The organism is Streptomyces sp. NBC_01016 (assembly GCF_026341035.1).
GTDB lineage: Bacteria > Actinomycetota > Actinomycetes > Streptomycetales > Streptomycetaceae > Streptomyces.
Window position 1 is genome coordinate 1,454,364 of sequence record NZ_JAPEOQ010000001.1, and the last position, 15,650, is coordinate 1,470,013.

Annotated in this window: 15 protein-coding genes and 1 tRNA gene; 11 read left to right on the top strand and 5 right to left on the bottom strand. The window is 71.2% G+C overall.

The features are described from left to right. Positions 1–148 precede the first annotated feature (148 nt). The 5 genes from OG746_RS06885 (at position 149) to OG746_RS06905 (ending at position 6,237) form a co-directional block, all read left to right on the top strand. Positions 149–1,390 (top strand): MDR family MFS transporter, encoded by a 1,242-nt coding sequence (locus OG746_RS06885; protein WP_323179553.1) that lies wholly within the window; start codon positions 149–151, stop codon positions 1,388–1,390. A 4-nt stretch (positions 1,391–1,394) separates the two neighbouring features. Next, complete coding sequence (locus tag OG746_RS06890; RefSeq protein WP_266712549.1) at positions 1,395–1,799, top strand: PPOX class F420-dependent oxidoreductase; 405 nt, start codon at positions 1,395–1,397, stop codon at positions 1,797–1,799. Positions 1,800–1,965: 166 nt separating this feature from the next. After that, positions 1,966–3,363 (top strand): cysteine--tRNA ligase, encoded by a 1,398-nt coding sequence (gene cysS / locus OG746_RS06895; protein WP_266712550.1) that lies wholly within the window; start codon positions 1,966–1,968, stop codon positions 3,361–3,363. Between the two features lie 101 nt (positions 3,364–3,464). Continuing rightward, complete coding sequence (gene rlmB / locus OG746_RS06900) at positions 3,465–4,415, top strand: 23S rRNA (guanosine(2251)-2'-O)-methyltransferase RlmB (protein WP_266712551.1); 951 nt, start codon at positions 3,465–3,467, stop codon at positions 4,413–4,415. Between the two features lie 136 nt (positions 4,416–4,551). Next, positions 4,552–6,237 carry a DoxX family protein gene (locus tag OG746_RS06905; RefSeq protein ID WP_266718752.1) on the top strand — a complete coding sequence of 562 codons (1,686 nt, stop codon included), beginning with the start codon at positions 4,552–4,554 and terminating at the stop codon, positions 6,235–6,237. A gap of 111 nt (positions 6,238–6,348) precedes the next feature. On the opposite strand, the gene OG746_RS06910 is transcribed toward OG746_RS06905, so the two are convergent. From OG746_RS06910 to OG746_RS06920, 3 genes are all read right to left on the bottom strand, one after another. Continuing rightward, positions 6,349–7,104 carry a nucleotidyltransferase family protein gene (locus tag OG746_RS06910; protein ID WP_266712552.1) on the bottom strand — a complete coding sequence of 252 codons (756 nt, stop codon included), beginning with the start codon at positions 7,102–7,104 and terminating at the stop codon, positions 6,349–6,351. A 99-nt stretch (positions 7,105–7,203) separates the two neighbouring features. Next, positions 7,204–7,662 (bottom strand): hypothetical protein, encoded by a 459-nt coding sequence (locus tag OG746_RS06915; RefSeq protein ID WP_266712553.1) that lies wholly within the window; start codon positions 7,660–7,662, stop codon positions 7,204–7,206. 219 nt (positions 7,663–7,881) lie between these two features. Continuing rightward, positions 7,882–9,018 carry an ABC transporter ATP-binding protein gene (locus tag OG746_RS06920; protein ID WP_266712554.1) on the bottom strand — a complete coding sequence of 379 codons (1,137 nt, stop codon included), beginning with the start codon at positions 9,016–9,018 and terminating at the stop codon, positions 7,882–7,884. 225 nt (positions 9,019–9,243) lie between these two features. Between OG746_RS06920 and OG746_RS06925 the strand changes: the two genes are divergently transcribed. Both OG746_RS06925 and OG746_RS06930 read left to right on the top strand, forming a co-directional pair. Then, positions 9,244–9,320: transfer RNA gene (locus tag OG746_RS06925), tRNA-Thr, on the top strand. Positions 9,321–9,520: 200 nt separating this feature from the next. Then, a complete protein-coding gene (locus OG746_RS06930; protein ID WP_266712555.1) occupies positions 9,521–10,294 on the top strand; it encodes an MHYT domain-containing protein in 774 nt (257 codons plus the stop codon). Positions 10,295–10,357: 63 nt separating this feature from the next. Here the strand turns inward: OG746_RS06930 and OG746_RS06935 are convergent, their stop codons facing one another. Beyond that, a complete protein-coding gene (locus OG746_RS06935; protein ID WP_266712556.1) occupies positions 10,358–11,791 on the bottom strand; it encodes an NAD(P)/FAD-dependent oxidoreductase in 1,434 nt (477 codons plus the stop codon). 117 nt (positions 11,792–11,908) lie between these two features. On the opposite strand from OG746_RS06935, the gene OG746_RS06940 reads away from it, so the two are divergent. Genes OG746_RS06940 through OG746_RS06955 form a run of 4 tightly spaced genes read left to right on the top strand, consistent with a single transcriptional unit; the run spans position 11,909 to position 15,029 of the window. Continuing rightward, positions 11,909–12,664: a DsbA family protein gene (locus OG746_RS06940; protein ID WP_266712557.1), complete on the top strand. Its 756-nt coding sequence runs from the start codon at positions 11,909–11,911 to the stop codon at positions 12,662–12,664. Between the two features lie 38 nt (positions 12,665–12,702). Continuing rightward, positions 12,703–13,587, top strand: coding sequence for an aminoglycoside phosphotransferase family protein (locus OG746_RS06945; RefSeq protein ID WP_266712558.1), 885 nt, complete (start codon positions 12,703–12,705; stop codon positions 13,585–13,587). 9 nt (positions 13,588–13,596) lie between these two features. Continuing rightward, on the top strand, positions 13,597–14,073 hold the full coding sequence (locus OG746_RS06950) for a GNAT family N-acetyltransferase (protein ID WP_266712559.1): 477 nt from the start codon (positions 13,597–13,599) through the stop codon (positions 14,071–14,073). Positions 14,074–14,111: 38 nt separating this feature from the next. Further along, positions 14,112–15,029: a bifunctional helix-turn-helix transcriptional regulator/GNAT family N-acetyltransferase gene (locus OG746_RS06955; protein WP_266712560.1), complete on the top strand. Its 918-nt coding sequence runs from the start codon at positions 14,112–14,114 to the stop codon at positions 15,027–15,029. Positions 15,030–15,081: 52 nt separating this feature from the next. Here OG746_RS06955 and OG746_RS06960 read toward each other — a convergent pair whose 3' ends face one another. Further along, positions 15,082–15,636, bottom strand: a complete 555-nt coding sequence (locus OG746_RS06960) for an SbtR family transcriptional regulator (RefSeq protein WP_266712561.1) — start codon at positions 15,634–15,636, stop codon at positions 15,082–15,084. Positions 15,637–15,650: the final 14 nt, after the last annotated feature.

The following is a 15,650-nucleotide window of genomic DNA, read 5'->3' on the forward strand; positions in this document are numbered from 1 at the left end:
GGCTCCGCCCCGGACCCCGCGCCTCAAACGCCGGCGGGGCTTGATCTATCAAGCCCCTGCGGCGATTGAGCAGCGGGGTCCGGGGCAGAGCCCCGCGAGCGCAACGCCGAAGCGGCGATTGATCCGGGGGCTTCCGCCCTACCTCCGGATGCTCGCCGGGACCCAGCTCGCGTTCAACATCGGCTTCTATGCCGTGCTGCCCTACCTCGCCACCCACCTCGCCGACACCATCGGGCTCGCGGGCTGGGCCGTGGGGCTCGTGCTCGGGCTGCGTACGTTCAGTCAGCAGGGGCTCTTCGTGGTCGGGGGCGCGCTCACCGACCGGTTCGGGCCGCGGCCGGTCGTGCTGGCCGGGTGTCTGCTGCGGATCGCCGGGTTCGTGTGGCTCGCCTTCGCGGGCAGCACGGTCACCGTAGTCGCCGCGGTCGTGCTCGTCGGGTTCGCCGCCGCGCTGTTCTCGCCCGCCGTCGAGTCGGAGGCGGCCCGCGAGGCCGTCCGCCACGAGCGCGCCACCGGCGTCCCGCGCGCCCAGGTGCTCGGCGTCTTCTCTGCGGCCGGGCAGGCCGGCGCGTTCCTCGGGCCGCTGCTCGGTACCGCGCTGCTGTACGCCGGGTTCCGGGCCGCGTGCCTGGCGGGCGCGCTCGTCTTCGTGGGGGTGTTCGCCGGGCACGCGCGCCTGATGCCGCGCCGTGAGCGCGCCCCCGGTACGCGCCGCGTCAAGGGCGGCCGCGCCGTCTTCGCGAACCCCCGCTTCCTCGCGCTCTGCCTCGCGTACAGCGGCTACCTCATCGCCTACAACCAGCTCTATCTCGCGCTGCCGGTCGAGATCACCCGCGCCACCGGCTCGCAGGACGCGGTGGGCCTCCTCTTCGCGCTGTCCTCGCTGCTCGTCGTCGGCGCCCAGCTGCCCGTCACCCGCTGGTCCGCGACCCGGATCGCGCCGCGGACCGCGCTGACCGGGGGACTGCTCCTGGTGACCGCGGGATTCGCGACGGTCGCGGCCACGGCCCCGTACCTCCCGAGCCACACCCCGTACGCACTGCTGCCCGCCTGCGCGCTGGTCGTGCTGCTCACGCTCGGCCAGATGCTGCTCGTCCCGGCGGCGCGCGGCCTCGTCCCCGACCTGGTGGACGAGCGGCACCTGGGCCTCGCGACGGGGGCGCTGTCCTCCGTGTCGGGGCTCGCCGTGCTGGCCGGGAGCGCCGGAACGGGCGCGCTGCTCACCCTGCCCGCGCCCGCCCTGTGGTCGGCGCTCGCCGTGGTGCCGCTGGCGGCGGCGGGGCTCGCCCGCTTCGTGACACCTGTGCGAAAAGAGCGCCGAAATACCGGCCCGCTCGGGTGCGTTCCCGGAGGATCGGGTACGCGCCAACCGTCCCCCGAGAAGGAGTGAGGCCATGTCAGCCCAGCTGTCCGACGAGCTCAAGGCACTGCTCGACAGCAAGGTGTTCATCGCTGTCGCCACGATCCAGCCCGACGGGAGCCCCCAGGTCTCCCCGGTATGGGCGAAGCGCGACGGCGACGACGTCCTGTTCTCCACGACCGTCGACCGCCGCAAGACGAAGAACCTGCAGGCGGACCCGCGCGTGACGGTGATGGTCCAGCCCGCCGACAACCCGTACGCCTACGCCGAGATCCGCGGCACCGTGGAGATCACCACGGAGGGCGGCCAGGAACTCATCGACGAACTGTCGCTGAAGTACACCGGCAAGAAGTACGCGGAATTCAACCCGACGTCCGGCCAGGACGCCGAACGAGTGGTCGTCCGGGTGCGCCCCCGCAAGGTCGTCGGCCGAGTCTGAGCCGATCAAGGCAAATCAAGCCCCGCCGGCGTTTGAGGCGCGGGGTCCGGGGCAGCGCCCCGCGACCGCACCCCCGTGGGGGCTTGCCGGGACGCAGCCCCCAGCCGACAACCCCGCAAACGGCCGGAGGCCCATGGCACACCTCCGGGCCTACTACCCTGGAGGGGTGACTATTCGCCTGTACGACACCAGCGCCCGGCAGATCCGTGACTTCACCCCGCTCATTCCGGGCTGTGTCTCGATCTACCTCTGTGGCGCCACGGTGCAGGCGGCCCCGCACATCGGGCACATCCGGTCGGGGCTCAATTTCGACATCATGCGCCGCTGGTTCTCGTACCGCGGCTACGACGTCACGTTCGTGCGCAATGTGACGGACATCGACGACAAGATCATCAAGAAGGCCGGGGAGCAGGACCGGCCCTGGTGGTCGATCGGGTACGAGAACGAGCGGGCGTTCAACGACGCGTACACCGCGCTCGGTTGCCTGCCCCCGACCTACGAGCCGCGTGCCACCGGGCACGTGACCGAGATGGTCGAGATGATGCGCGGCCTCATCGAGCGCGGGCACGCGTACGAGGCCGACGGGAACGTGTACTTCGACGTGCGGTCGTTCCCCGGCTACCTGGAGCTGTCCAACCAGGAGCTCGACAATCTGCTCCAGCCGTCCGGCGAGGGCGAGACCGGCAAGCGTGACCCCCGCGACTTCGCCATGTGGAAGGCCGCCAAGCCCGGCGAGCCCAGCTGGGAGACGCCGTGGGGCCGGGGCCGTCCCGGCTGGCACCTGGAGTGCTCGGCCATGGCCCACAAGTACCTGGGGCCGGCCTTCGACATCCACGGTGGCGGGATCGACCTGATCTTCCCGCACCACGAGAACGAGATCGCGCAGGCCAAGGCCTTCGGCGACGACTTCGCGACGTACTGGGTGCACAACTCGTGGGTCACGATGTCCGGCGAGAAGATGTCGAAGTCGCTGGGCAACAGCGTGCTGGTCAGCGAGATGGTCAAGCACTGGCGGCCCATCGTCCTCCGCTACTACCTGGGCACCCCGCACTACCGCTCCACCATCGAGTACAGCGAGGACGCGCTGCGCGAGGCCGAGTCGGCGTTCGCCCGGATCGAGGGCTTCGTGCAGCGGGTGAGCGAGCTGGCCGGTGGCACGGTCGCGCCCTCGGACGAGGTGCCGCCCGCGTTCGCCGAGGCCATGGACGACGACCTCGGCGTCCCGCAGGCGCTCGCCATCGTGCACACCGCGGTGCGGCAGGGGAACTCCGCCCTCGCCGCCGACGACAAGGAAGCCGCCGTCGCCCGCCTCGCCGAGGTGCGCGCCATGCTCGGCGTCCTCGGCCTCGACCCGATCGACGAGCCGTGGGTCGGGACGGACAGCGGTTCCGGCGAAGACCTGCACGGCGTCGTCGACCACCTCGTACGGCTCCTGCTGGAGCAGCGCGAGGCGGCCCGTGCCCGCAAGGACTGGGCCACCGCCGACGCCATCCGCGACCGGCTCAAGCAGTCCGGACTGACCATCGAGGACAGCCCCTCGGGGCCGCGCTGGACGCTCGGCTGACAGAGGCTGAGCAGCCGAATGTGCTGCCCGGCGCTTCGGGCGGCACACTTCATAGACGTACGCACACATCCGTAGACGTAGACGTAAGAGACAGGTAGGTCATGGCCGCCAACAGCAACCGCCGCATGTCCGGCAAGAAGGGCGCGCAGGTAGGCAGCGGTGGCAATCGGCGCCGCGGCCTCGAGGGCAAGGGCCCCACGCCGCCCGCCGAGATGCGCAAGGGGCACGCCAAGCAGCGTGCCGCCAACGCCAAGACCAAGCGCGCCCAGGGCCGTCCGGCCAACCGCACAGGCGGTCCGCGCGGCAAGTCCACCTCCGAGATGGTCGTCGGCCGCAACCCGGTCGTCGAGGCGCTGCGCGGCGGCGTGCCCGCCACGACGCTGTACGTGCAGCAGTTCATCGACAACGACGAGCGGGTGCGCGAGGCCCTGCAGGTCGCCGGTGAGCGCGGCGGGATCCACCTCATGGAGGCCCCGCGCCCCGAGCTCGACCGCATGACCAACGGGCTCAACCACCAGGGCCTCGTCCTCCAGGTCCCGCCGTACGAGTACGCGTTCCCGGAGGACCTCTCCGGCGCCGCGTACGACGCGGGCGTGGACCCGCTGATCGTCGCGCTCGACGGGGTCACCGACCCGCGCAACCTCGGCGCCGTCGTCCGCTCCGTCTCCGCCTTCGGCGGCCACGGCGTCGTCGTGCCCGAGCGGCGCGCGGCCGGGATGACGGCGGGTGCGTGGAAGACGTCCGCCGGTACCGCGGCGCGCACGCCGGTCGCCCGCGCCACCAACCTGACCCGCACCCTGGAGCAGTACAAGAAGGCGGGCATCGCCGTGGTCGGCCTCGCCGCCGACGGCGAGCACACCGTGGGTGACCTGGAGGCCCTCGGCGGCCCCGTCGTCATCGTCGTCGGCAGCGAGGGCAAGGGCCTGTCCCGCCTCGTCGGCGAGACCTGCGACTACCGCGTCCGCATCCCGATGCCGGGCGGCGCCGAGTCGCTGAACGCCGGCGTCGCCGCGGGCGTCGTCCTGTACGAGGCGGCCCGCCGCCGCGCCTGACCCGCACCCGGCTGTCCGGCCCCGTCAAGGATCTAGAGTCTGACCCAAACGACAGACCCGAGATCCTTGACGGGGCCCGGACATTTCGGTGGGGCTGAGGCAGTGTCCTAAACACACATCACTCGGTTAGATGAGTGTGGACACCAGAACGCCCCGCACACCCTCGGGTGACCGCACGTCGGGATTCGACGACGGTCCCGCGCTGAGCATGGTGAAGGTTCCGTGCGATCCGGCGCAGGTCATCGTCAACCACGCGAGTTTCCGCGTGCAGCTCCCCACGGCGCAGCAGTCGCAACTCCCGCGCATCTCACGGCACTTGAGCGCCACGGGCGTGGCCGGAGCCGACGCGGCGACCACCCGCATCCCCGTCATCACCGCCGCAGGTACGCCCGGCGCCCGGCGCCGCCGCCCCGTCGTCAGAGCCGGCGGAGGCCTCGACACCAGCGGACTCCTGCAGGGCGCGCGCCGCTCCGGCGAACCGGACGAAGGCACCGCCACGCAGGTCATCCCGCGCGTCGACGAGCGCGACTTCGCCGACGACCTCGGCCTCTACCGCGACTCGCCCACCGACGAAGCCACCCAGGAGACGCCCACCGTCGGCCCCTGGCAGGGCGGCGCGGACACGCCCACGCGGATCCTGCCGCGCATGCGCCAGTCCGGCAGCGCCTTCGAGGAGACCGGCGAGCTCGAGCAAATCCCGTACGGGGACGACGAGTTCGACGAGCGGACCGGTTCGCCGGACGGCGGCAGGGACGGCGGCTCCGACAGCGAGAGCACGGCCGCCCGCCGCTACGGACCCGTCCGGCACGCCTACTATCCCGGCCGCCGGATGAACCTCGGCGTCGTGCTGCTCCCGCTGCGCGTCTTCCTCGGCTTCATCTCCATCTACGCCGGCATGGGCAAGCTCTGCGACCCCGTCTACTTCGACGGCGGCGAGCGCGGCTCGATGGTCAAGTGGCTGAACTCGCTGCACCCCTGGGCCCTCGCCGAACCGCTCCGCGACTGGGCGCTCCAGCACCCCGTCGGCGCGGGCCTCGTGATCGCCTTCCTCCAGGTCATCGTCGGCGTGCTCACGGTCCTCGGCCTGTGGCAGCGGCTCGCCGCCGGCGTCGGTGCGCTGCTCTCCGCGGCGCTGCTCGTCACCGTCAGCTGGAAGACCCTCCCCGCCTACGACGCGCCCGACATCATCTACCTCGCCGCCTGGTCCCCGCTGATCATCGCCGGGGCCCCCGTCTACTCCATCGACGGCAAGCTCGCGGGCGGCGCCTGGCGGCGGCTCGGACCGCGCGCCGCGCTGTGGGACCTGCGCGGCTACGTCCTGCGCCGCGGCACCGTCGTCGCGACCCTCGTCATCGGCGCCACGCTGCTCATCGGCTCGGTGCTCGGCGGCGCCGTCCGCGACGCCGACCGGGTCACCGCCCCGGGCCCCGGCGACGCGCCCCGCAACGAGGTGCCCGGCTCCCCGCTCCCCTCCGAGCCCGGCACCAGCGCCTCGCAGCGCCAGCACACGAGGAGCCCTTCGGCCTCGTCGTCCAACGCGCCGACGCAGGGCACCACGTCGAGCCCGTCCGGGTCCCCCAGCTCCGCCGGCGCGACCGCGGGCACGGGCGCCACGAGCGGCACCAGCGGCACCACGACGACGCCGACCCAGGGCACCACCGCGGGCCAGGCCCCGCCCCAGCAGTCGGCGCCGCAGCAGCAGCCGCCGTCGAGCACCGGCGGCGCCCCGACCTCGGGCGGCGCGTCATCGGACGGCGGCACGTCGTCCGGCGGCCAGGACGGCAAGAAGTCGGGCCTGGTGGGCGGACTGCTCGGCGAGTAACGCGCCCTTCCTCCCCTTACGACGATGGGGCCCCGCACGATCCACGTGCGGGGCCCCATCGACGTACGGGGAGGGAAGTCGTAGCGAGAAGAAGGGGAGAGAGCGGAACGCTCAACGCCCCTGTGCGGCAAGCTCCTTCGCGGCCTCCGTGAGGTCCTTCGCCGTGTCGATCGCCCGCCAGTACGCGCCCTGCGGGAGCTGGAAGCCGGCCAGCCGCTTGGCGCGGGCCAGCCGCGGGAACGTGGCACGCTCGTGGTCCCCGAGGTCCGGCAGCAGCGAGGCGAACTCGGCGGAGAAGACGTACACGCCCGCGTTGATCAGATACGGGGACGGCGGCGCCTCGATGAAGTCGGTGATGTGGCCGAACGCGTCCGTCTCCACGGCGCCCCACGGGATGCGCGGGCGGGCCAGCGCGAGGGTCGCGGTCGCCTCCCGCTCATGGTGGAAGTCGGCCATCTCCTGCAACGAGAACCGCGTCCAGATGTCGCCGTTCGTGGCGTACCAGGGGCGGTCGGCGTGCGGCAGATGCGCGGCCGCGAACTTCAGGCCGCCGCCGCGGCCGAGCGGCTCCTTCTCGACGACCGTGGTGACCCGCAGCGGCAACTCCGCCTGGTCGAGCCACTCCTGGAGCACCTCGGCGAGATGGCCGCAGGAGACGACGGCGTCGGTGACGCCCTCCTCGGCGAGCCAGGTCAGCTGATGGCCGATGATCGGCGTGCCCGTGCCGGGGATCTCCACCATCGGCTTGGGCCGGTCGTCGGTGTACGGGCGCAGCCGCGAGCCCTGGCCGCCCGCCAGGACCACGGCCTGGGTGGGGCGGTGGGGGTGCAGAAGCGGGCCGTGCGCGGACGGTTCAGCGGTCGTCATGACCGGAACTGTACGTGCGCACGACCCGCGGGGACGCCAGCGGCTCGACGGTCGAGCGCGGCTCGGGGACCGGTTCGCGGCTCGGGGCCGGTCCGGCGCTCAGGCCCGGAAGCCGGCCACACCCGAGGCGAACGAGGTATCACAGACAGGGCGGGCGAACGCCTGCGCGCGCGCAGGACCATAGGTCTCCACGGCGGCACGGCCGAGGGCCTTGGCGATCGCCATGCAGTGCCGGGCGAGCGACGGGCGGCGGTCGATCTCCTGCTGGAGGTGAGTGAGTGCAACGCCGGGGTTCTCCTCCTGGAGTTCGAGGAGGAGGCGGTCGCGCAGCACGTCCTGGGGGGCGCGCGACTTGGCGCGCTTGGAGACGTCCTGTGAGGAGGCCGTGAGAACCGATTCCGAGGAATTCCCGGACCAGTTGACTCGGGTGACCGCGAGCGTCCCGGAGAGAACCAGCATCACCGGCAGGACGAAGGCGAGCGTACGGGCGGCGCGGCGGGCGGGGCCCTGGCCCCGGGCACGGCGCGACTTCTGGGTGTAGTTGGCAGAGTGCGTCACGCGAATGAGCGTAGCGCTCGGTGATGATTTGGCGACATTTGGTCACTCTGATGAGGGACGAGCAAAGAGGTTTTGTTGCATACGTGTTGACGTTGCTGGGCCAAATGCCCGAGTTGCCGGGGTATTTGTCGACAATGGCGAGTGAATGCGCGAGGGCCCCGCACCGAAGTGCGGGGCCCTCGCGGCCGATTGTGCGGCCGTCCGTCAGTCGGCCGTCCGTCAGTCGGAGAGGCGCTCGCCCGTGGAGGACGAGAACACGTGGGTCTCACCGGCGCGCGGCACGACGTGCAGCTGGGCGCCCTTCTCCGGCACCTGGCGGCCGTTCACGCGGACGACGAGGTCCTTGTGCTCGCCGCCGACCTCGGCAGCGCCGTAGACGTAGCCGTCGGCGCCGAGCTCCTCGACCACGTTCACGGAGACCGCGAGGCCGGCCGGGGCGTCCGAGACGTCCTTGGCGAGGGACTTGGCGGCCTCGCTGTTCGTCTCGATGATGTCGAAGTGCTCGGGGCGGACGCCGACGTGGACCGTGCGGTCGCCCTTGTCGGAGGCGGCCTTCAGGGCCTCGCGGTCGATCGGGACGACCGAGTTGCCGAACTTCACGCCGCCGTCGGTGATCGGGACCTCGACCAGGTTCATGGCCGGGGAGCCGATGAAGCCGGCGACGAAGAGGTTGGCCGGGCGGTCGTACATGTTGCGCGGGGTGTCGACCTGCTGCAGCAGACCGTCCTTGAGGACCGCCACACGGTCGCCCATCGTCATGGCCTCGACCTGGTCGTGGGTGACGTAGACGGTGGTGATGCCGAGACGGCGCTGGAGCGACGCGATCTGCGTACGCGTGGACACACGGAGCTTGGCGTCGAGGTTCGACAGCGGCTCGTCCATGAGGAACACCTGCGGCTCACGCACGATGGCGCGACCCATGGCGACACGCTGACGCTGACCACCGGAGAGGGCCTTCGGCTTGCGGTCCAGGTACTCGGTGAGGTCGAGGATCTTCGCGGCCTCTTCGACCTTCGTGCGGATCTCCGCCTTGTTCACGCCGGCGATCTTGAGCGCGAAGCCCATGTTGTCGGCGACGGACATGTGCGGGTACAGCGCGTAGTTCTGGAACACCATGGCGATGTCCCGGTCCTTCGGCGGCAGGTGCGTGACCTCGCGGTCACCGATGCGGATCGCACCGCCGTTGACGTCCTCGAGACCCGCGAGCATGCGCAGGGAGGTCGACTTTCCGCAGCCGGACGGGCCGACGAGGACGAGGAACTCGCCGTCCTCGATCTCGATGTCCAGGCCGTCGACCGCGGGCTTGGTGGAACCCGGGTAGACGCGGGTCGCCTTGTCGAACGTGACAGAAGCCATGGCTGTGAAGCCCCCTTCACCGGCAGGAACGTGCCGGACGATCCGTTGTAAAGAAGGTGAGCCGCCATGGCGGTGCCACGGCGGTGTAGCACTGGTGTAGTCCACGCGGGTGAACTGCTCGGACTGTAAGCGGCGGGCAGTGGGTTTGTCAGTACCCCGGGACACGTGACCTTCGAGGAAATTTTCGACGGGTGCACGGCCGGTGTTGGTTACACTGCTCGGGCTGCCTCCTTAGCTCAGATGGCCAGAGCAACGCACTTGTAATGCGTAGGTCGTCGGTTCGAATCCGACAGGGGGCTCCATCGAACCCCAGGTACGGACCCTTCCGGCCTGGGGTTTTGTCTTTCAGTGGGTACGGCGCGGGCGGGGGCGCCCGGCTTGGGTGTGGGGCGCCTGTTGTGCCCGGTTTCTTTCGTTCCGGAGCGATGCTGGTTAGATTCGCTCGTTCACAGAACATCCATCGCGCGATCTCACCTTCATCACGCCAGGGGGGCTTGGCTCAATGCAAGGCACGATTGATGGCTTAAGTTATGGAATGGTCACGCCGATCGCGGCGTACTTGACGGCTTGTCTCGGCAGCGCGCTCGGGCTGCGTTGCACGGTGCGTTCGCTCGCGCTCGACCGGTCGCGCAAGCCCGGCTGGCTCGCTCTCGGGGCGGTGTCCATCGGGTGCGGGATCTGGTCCATGCACTTCATCGCCATGCTCGGTTTCCAGGTCAGCGGGGCCGCCATCTCGTACGACACCACGCTGACGTTCCTCAGCCTGCTGGCGGCCGTCCTCGTGGTCGGCGTGGGTGTCTTCACCGTCGGCTATCTCGGGACGCGTCCGGGGCCGCTGCTCACCGCCGGTGTGTTCACCGGGTTCGGGGTCGCCGGCATGCACTACTTGGGCATGGCCGCCATGCGCATGAACGGCTCGCTCTCCTACGACCCCGGCGTGGTGGCGCTCTCCGTGGTGATCGCCGTCGTCGCGGCGACCGCCGCGCTGTGGGCCGCCATCACGATCCAGGGGTTCCTCGCCAGTCTCGGGGCGAGTGTGGTCATGGGTATCGCGGTGACCGGGATGCACTACACCGGGATGGCCGCGGTCGACGTGCACCTCACCCATGGTGTGGATGCCGTCGGTTCCACGGCCATCGGCGTGCTGGCCCTGCTCATCGGGCCGCTCGTCGTGCTCGTCCTCGCTGCGGTCATCGTCATGTTCGACCCGATGCTGATCATGGGTGACGACGAGCCGGAACGCCGTCCTGCCCGGCGGATCGCAGGCGCGCCCTGAGGGAGTAACTCCCGCGTCCAGCCGTCCGGTTGGGCGGCTGGACACGGGGGTCGTCGGCTCGCGTCAGTCTCGTCCCGCCACCTTGTCCGCCCACTTCGCCAGGCGGGAGGAGTCCGCGGTGTGGGTGGTCAGTTCGCGGCGGTCCGCCGCGTAGTACGTGGCGTACATGCCGTGGACGCCGAGCCAGCGGAAGGGTTCCGGTTCCCACTTGCGGACCTTGTGGTTGGCCCAGGGGAGCGTGGTGAGGTCGGTGGGTCCTGACTGGCCGGAGTCCTGTTGGACCAGGTCCCGGAGGGTGCGGGCCGCGAGGTTGGTCGTGGCGACGCCGGAACCTACGTAGCCGCCCGCCCAGCCGAGGCCCGTCGAGCGGTCGAGGGTGACGGTGGCGCACCAGTCGCGGGGGACGCCGAGGACGCCGGACCAGGCGTGGTCGACCCGGACGCCGGCGAGCTGGGGGAAGAAGCGGGTCAGGATCTCGTACAGCGCCTCGATGGTCTTGGGCTGCGTGCGGCCGTCGTTGTCCGTGCGGGAGGCGTAGCGGTAGGGGACGCCGCGGCCGCCGAGGGCGATGCGGTCGTCCGCCGTGCGCTGGGCGTACATGTAGGCGTGGGCCATGTCGCCGAGGGTTTCGCGGCCCTCCCAGCCGATGGATTCCCACTGCGACGCCGACAACGGCTCCGTGGCGATCATGGAGGAGTTCATGGGGAGCCAGGTGCGGCGCTGGCCCTTGAGGGAGGCGGTGAAGCCCTCCGTGCAGCGCAGGATGTAGGGCGCGCGGACGGTGCCGTAGGGCGTGATGGCGTGCTTGGGCTTGATCTCCGTGACGGGGGTCGACTCGTGGATCGTGACGCCGAGGGCTTCGACGGCTTTCGCCAGGCCCTTGAGGAGTTTCACCGGGTGCAGGCGGGCGCCGTGCGGGGTCCAGGTCGAGCCGACGGCGCCGGCGACGCGGATGCGGTCGGCGGTCTCGCGGGCGCCGTGCAGGGTGCGGTCCTTCTCGCCGTAGGTGAGTTCCGTTTCGTGGAAGGACTTGAGGCGCGTCAACTGGGCGGGGGTGTAGGCGACTTCGAGTACGCCGCCGTGGTGGATGTCCGCGTCGATGGACTCGGCGCGGGCCACGTCGATGACCTCGGTGACGGTCTCGTTCATGGCCTGCTGGAGGCGGACCGCTCCGTCGTGGCCGTGCAGTTTGGCGTAGCGGTCGCGGCCCGCGATGCCGTTGTAGAGCCAGCCGCCGTTGCGGCCCGAGGCTCCGTAGCCGCAGAACTTCTGTTCAAGGACCGTGATCCGCAGGAACGGGGCGGCCTTCTTCAGGTAGTACGCCGTCCACAGGCCCGTGTAGCCGCCGCCGACGATGACGACGTCGGCGCTCGCGTCGCCGGGCAGGGGATCGCGGGTGAGCGGAATGCCGTCGTCCGCGTACCAGAACGATATGCCGCCGTTGATGGTGCCGGTGGTGTCGCGAGGGCCACCGGGGCCGCTGATGCCGTTGCTCATGGCGCGGGACGTTACTGGGCGGCGGCGGAATGCGGGAGGGGTGAGGTGATGGTTTCGTGGTATATGTCGCCTCTGGGGTGATCGCTGGACGAGCGCACGGTGAGTGGGAGCCGGATCGTGGACGTAGGAGCGAGGGTTTCGGCGCGGCCCTGGGTCGCGGCGGTGGCGGTCGTCGTGCTCGGGGTGGTGGTCACGGCCTGTGGTGGTGACGAGGGCGACGGCGGCGGGGCCTCGGCTTCCGTGTCGGCCTCGGCGACCCCCTCCGTGAAGCCGGCCGAGAACGCCGATGACCTCGCGGAGCTGGACGCGCGCATGGACGGCGACGACGTGATCGTCGTGGGCGACGCGAAGGCCCCGCACACGGTCAAGGTGTACGAGGATCCGCGCTGCCCGTACTGCAAGAAGTTCGAGCAGGGCGGCGCCGAGGCGCTGACCGGCCCGGTGGCCGACGGGGACGTGAAGGTCGAGTACGTCATCGCCTCGTTCCTCGACGAGAACCTGAACGGCCACGGATCGGTGAAGGCCGCCAACGCGCTGCGCGCCTCGGTGGAGGCCGGGAAGTTCCCCGTCTACCACTCGGCCGTCTTCGCGAACCAGCCCGCCGACGAGACCACGGACGCGTACACGGACGACTTCCTGCTGAAGATTGCCGACACGGTCGACGGGCTGCGCTCCTCCGCGTTCGACGGAGCCGTGCGGGACATGAAGTACCGGGACTTCGTGGACGCGGCGATGAAGAAGTTCCGCGCCGACGGCATCGAGGGCACGCCGACGGTCTACGTGGACGGCGACAAGGTGACCCCGGAGAAGGCGATGTACGACGAGGACGCCTTCGAGGAGATCCTCAAGGACGCTGGTGTTCCCGGTAATTGACGGGCCTTGAGGGCGGTGCAGGACTTAGGGTCGCGGGCGTGATCGACGTACCGGTGGGCCTTGTTGAGTCGCAGCACGCGTACGCGGGGGAGGCGGGCCGCGCGTTCGTCGCGGCGCTGCCCGCGCGCGTGGACGAGTTTTTGGAGCGCTGGGAGCTGACGGTCGACGGACCGCTGATGCACGGGGTGGCCGCGCTCGTCGTGCCCGTGGTGGGCGGCGGGCGGCCGGCCGCCCTCAAGTTCCAGGTGCTCGACGAGGAGACCGAGGGCGAGCCCGTCGCGCTGCGGACGTGGGACGGCGACGGCGCCGTGCGGCTCCTCGCGTACGACGACGGAACGGGCACGATGCTGCTCGAACGGCTCGACTCCGCACGGATGTTGAGCGACATCGAGGACTCGCGCAAGGCCGTCACGGTGATCGCCGAGCTGCTCGCGCGGCTGACGGCGGGGCCCGCACCGGAGGGCATGCGGCGGCTCTCCGACATCGCCGCGCGGATGCTCGCGGACGCCCCGGACGCGCTGCGCCGGGTGGCCGACCCGGCCGAGCGCGCGCTGCTCGCCGACTGCGCGGCCGCCGTGCGGGAGGTCGTGGACGAGCCCGGGCACCGGCTGCTGCACTGGGACCTGCACTTCGACAACGTGCTGGCCGCGGAGCGCGAACCGTGGCTGGCGATCGACCCGAAGCCGCTGGTCGGCGACCCCGGCTTCGATCTGTGGCCCGCGCTGAACAACCGCTACGAGCCGCAGGAGACGGTGTGGCGGTTCGACGCGATGAGCGGGGTCCTCGGGCTCGACCGGGCGCGGGCGCGGGCGTGGACGCTGGGCCGGGTGTTGCAGAACGCGTTGTGGGACATCGAGGACGGGCGGGAGCTTGGCGTGGTGGACCTGGATATCGCCCGCAGGCTGCGGGATCACGCGCATTAGTCTGCGGGCATGATTCGTACCGCCACCCCCGCCGACGTCCCCGTCATCCACGCCATGATCCGCGAGCTCGCCGACTACGAGAAGGCGCTGCACGAGGCGCGGGCGAGCGAGGAGCAGCTGCGTGAGGCGCTGTTCGGCGAGCGCCCGGCGGCGTACGCGCACATCGCCGAGGACACGGAGACCGGTGAGCCGGTCGGCTTCTCGCTGTGGTTCCTGAACTTCTCGACGTGGCGCGGCGTGCACGGCATCTACCTGGAGGACCTGTACGTACGCCCCTCGGCGCGCGGCGGCGGCCACGGCAAGGCGCTGCTCACGGAGCTGGCGCGGCTCTGCGTGGAGCGGGGGTACGAGCGCCTGGAGTGGTCGGTGCTGAACTGGAACACCCCGTCCATCGAGTTCTACGAGGCGATGGGCGCGCGGCCGCAGGACGAGTGGACGGTGTACCGGCTGACGGACGAGGCGCTGAAGGCGGTGGGTGCCGCGTAGGGTGGCGCGAGGACGCATTCTCTGACTACGGTCAGAGAATGCGTGAGAGTGAGGACAGCGGCGTCGGTGACATCGGTGACGTCGCGCGGGTGCGGCGGTTCAACCGCGTCGTCAGCGAGCGCGTCGGCGTGCTCCAGGAGCGGTTCCACGGCACCGAGCGGCCCTACGGGCAGGCCCGGCTGCTCTGGGAGATCGGCGAGGCCGGAGCGCCGCTCGATGTGCGGAGGCTGCGGGAGCGGCTCGGGCTCGACTCCGGGTACGTCAGCCGGCTGCTGCGCGCCCTGGAGGCGGACGGCCTCGTGGCGGTGGAGCCGCTGGAGCGGGACCGGCGGGTGCGTACCGCGCGGCTCACGGAGCGGGGGCGCGACGAGTGGACCGTGCTCGACCGGCGCAGCGACGAGGCCGCGGGCTCGCTGCTCGCCCCGCTGAGCCCCGCGCAGCGCGGCCGCCTGGTCGCCGCCATGGCCGAGGTGGACCGGCTGCTCACGGCGGGCACGGTCACGCTGGACGACGTCGAGCCGGACCACCCCGACGCCGAGCTGTGCCTGCGCGGCTACTTCGCCGAGCTCCAGGAGCGGTTCGACACGGGCTTCGACCCGGCGCACAGCCTCCTGCCCGACGCCGGTGAACTCCGGCCCCCGCACGGGCAGTTCGTCGTGGCGAGGCTGCACGGGGAGCCGGTCGGCTGCGCCGGTCTGAAGCTTCCGCCGGGCGGCGCGGCCGAGGTGAAGCGCATGTGGGTGGCGCCGCGGGTCAGGGGCCTCGGCCTCGCTCGCCGCTTCCTGGCGGAGATGGAGGCGCGGGCCGCCCGGCACGGCGCCGGACTGCTGCGCCTGGACACCAACAAGGCGCTCGGCGAGGCCATCGGGCTGTATCGCGCGTACGGCTTCGAGGCGGTCGCGGCCTTCAACGACGAGCCGTACGCGCACCATTGGTTCGAGAAGCGGGTGGGCTGAACGGCGGGGAGGGCGGGGTCTGTTGGCGACTCCTGGGTCAGTGCACCCGGAGTCAGCGCATCAGCCCGTCGAGGACCATCTCCGCCGCGCGGGTGCGGGCCGCCGGGCCGCCGCCAGCGCCCTCCGCGTGCTCGGCCGCGCGTGCCGCGCCGACCAGCAGCGCGATGACGTCGTCCGGGTCGACGTCCTTCCGTACCGCGCCGGCCTCCTGGGCCCGCCGCAGCAGAGCCTCCAGGGTCGCGTGAATCCGGGGTCTGGTGGCATCGGACGTGACGTCCACGCGGATGCCCGCCGCGGCAAGTGCCTCTATGTAGGCGCTCTTTCGACTCGACTCCGCCACGTTCCCCAGGAACATCTCGCGGAACGCGGCGCCCGGATCGTCCGCCGCCAGCAGGCGCTCCATCCGGTCCGCAGCCGCGTCCATGCGGGCCCGGAAGACCGCCTCCAACAGCGCTTCCTTCGTGGTGAAGTGGCGGAAGAGCGTGCCGACGCCGACCCCGGCCGCCTTCGCGACCTCCTCGGTCGCCGCGGACGTGCCGCGCTCCGCGAACACCTTCTCCGCGGCTTCCAGGAGCCGTTCGCGATTCCTCCGGGCGTCCGCGCGCATGGCCAACTTCCTTT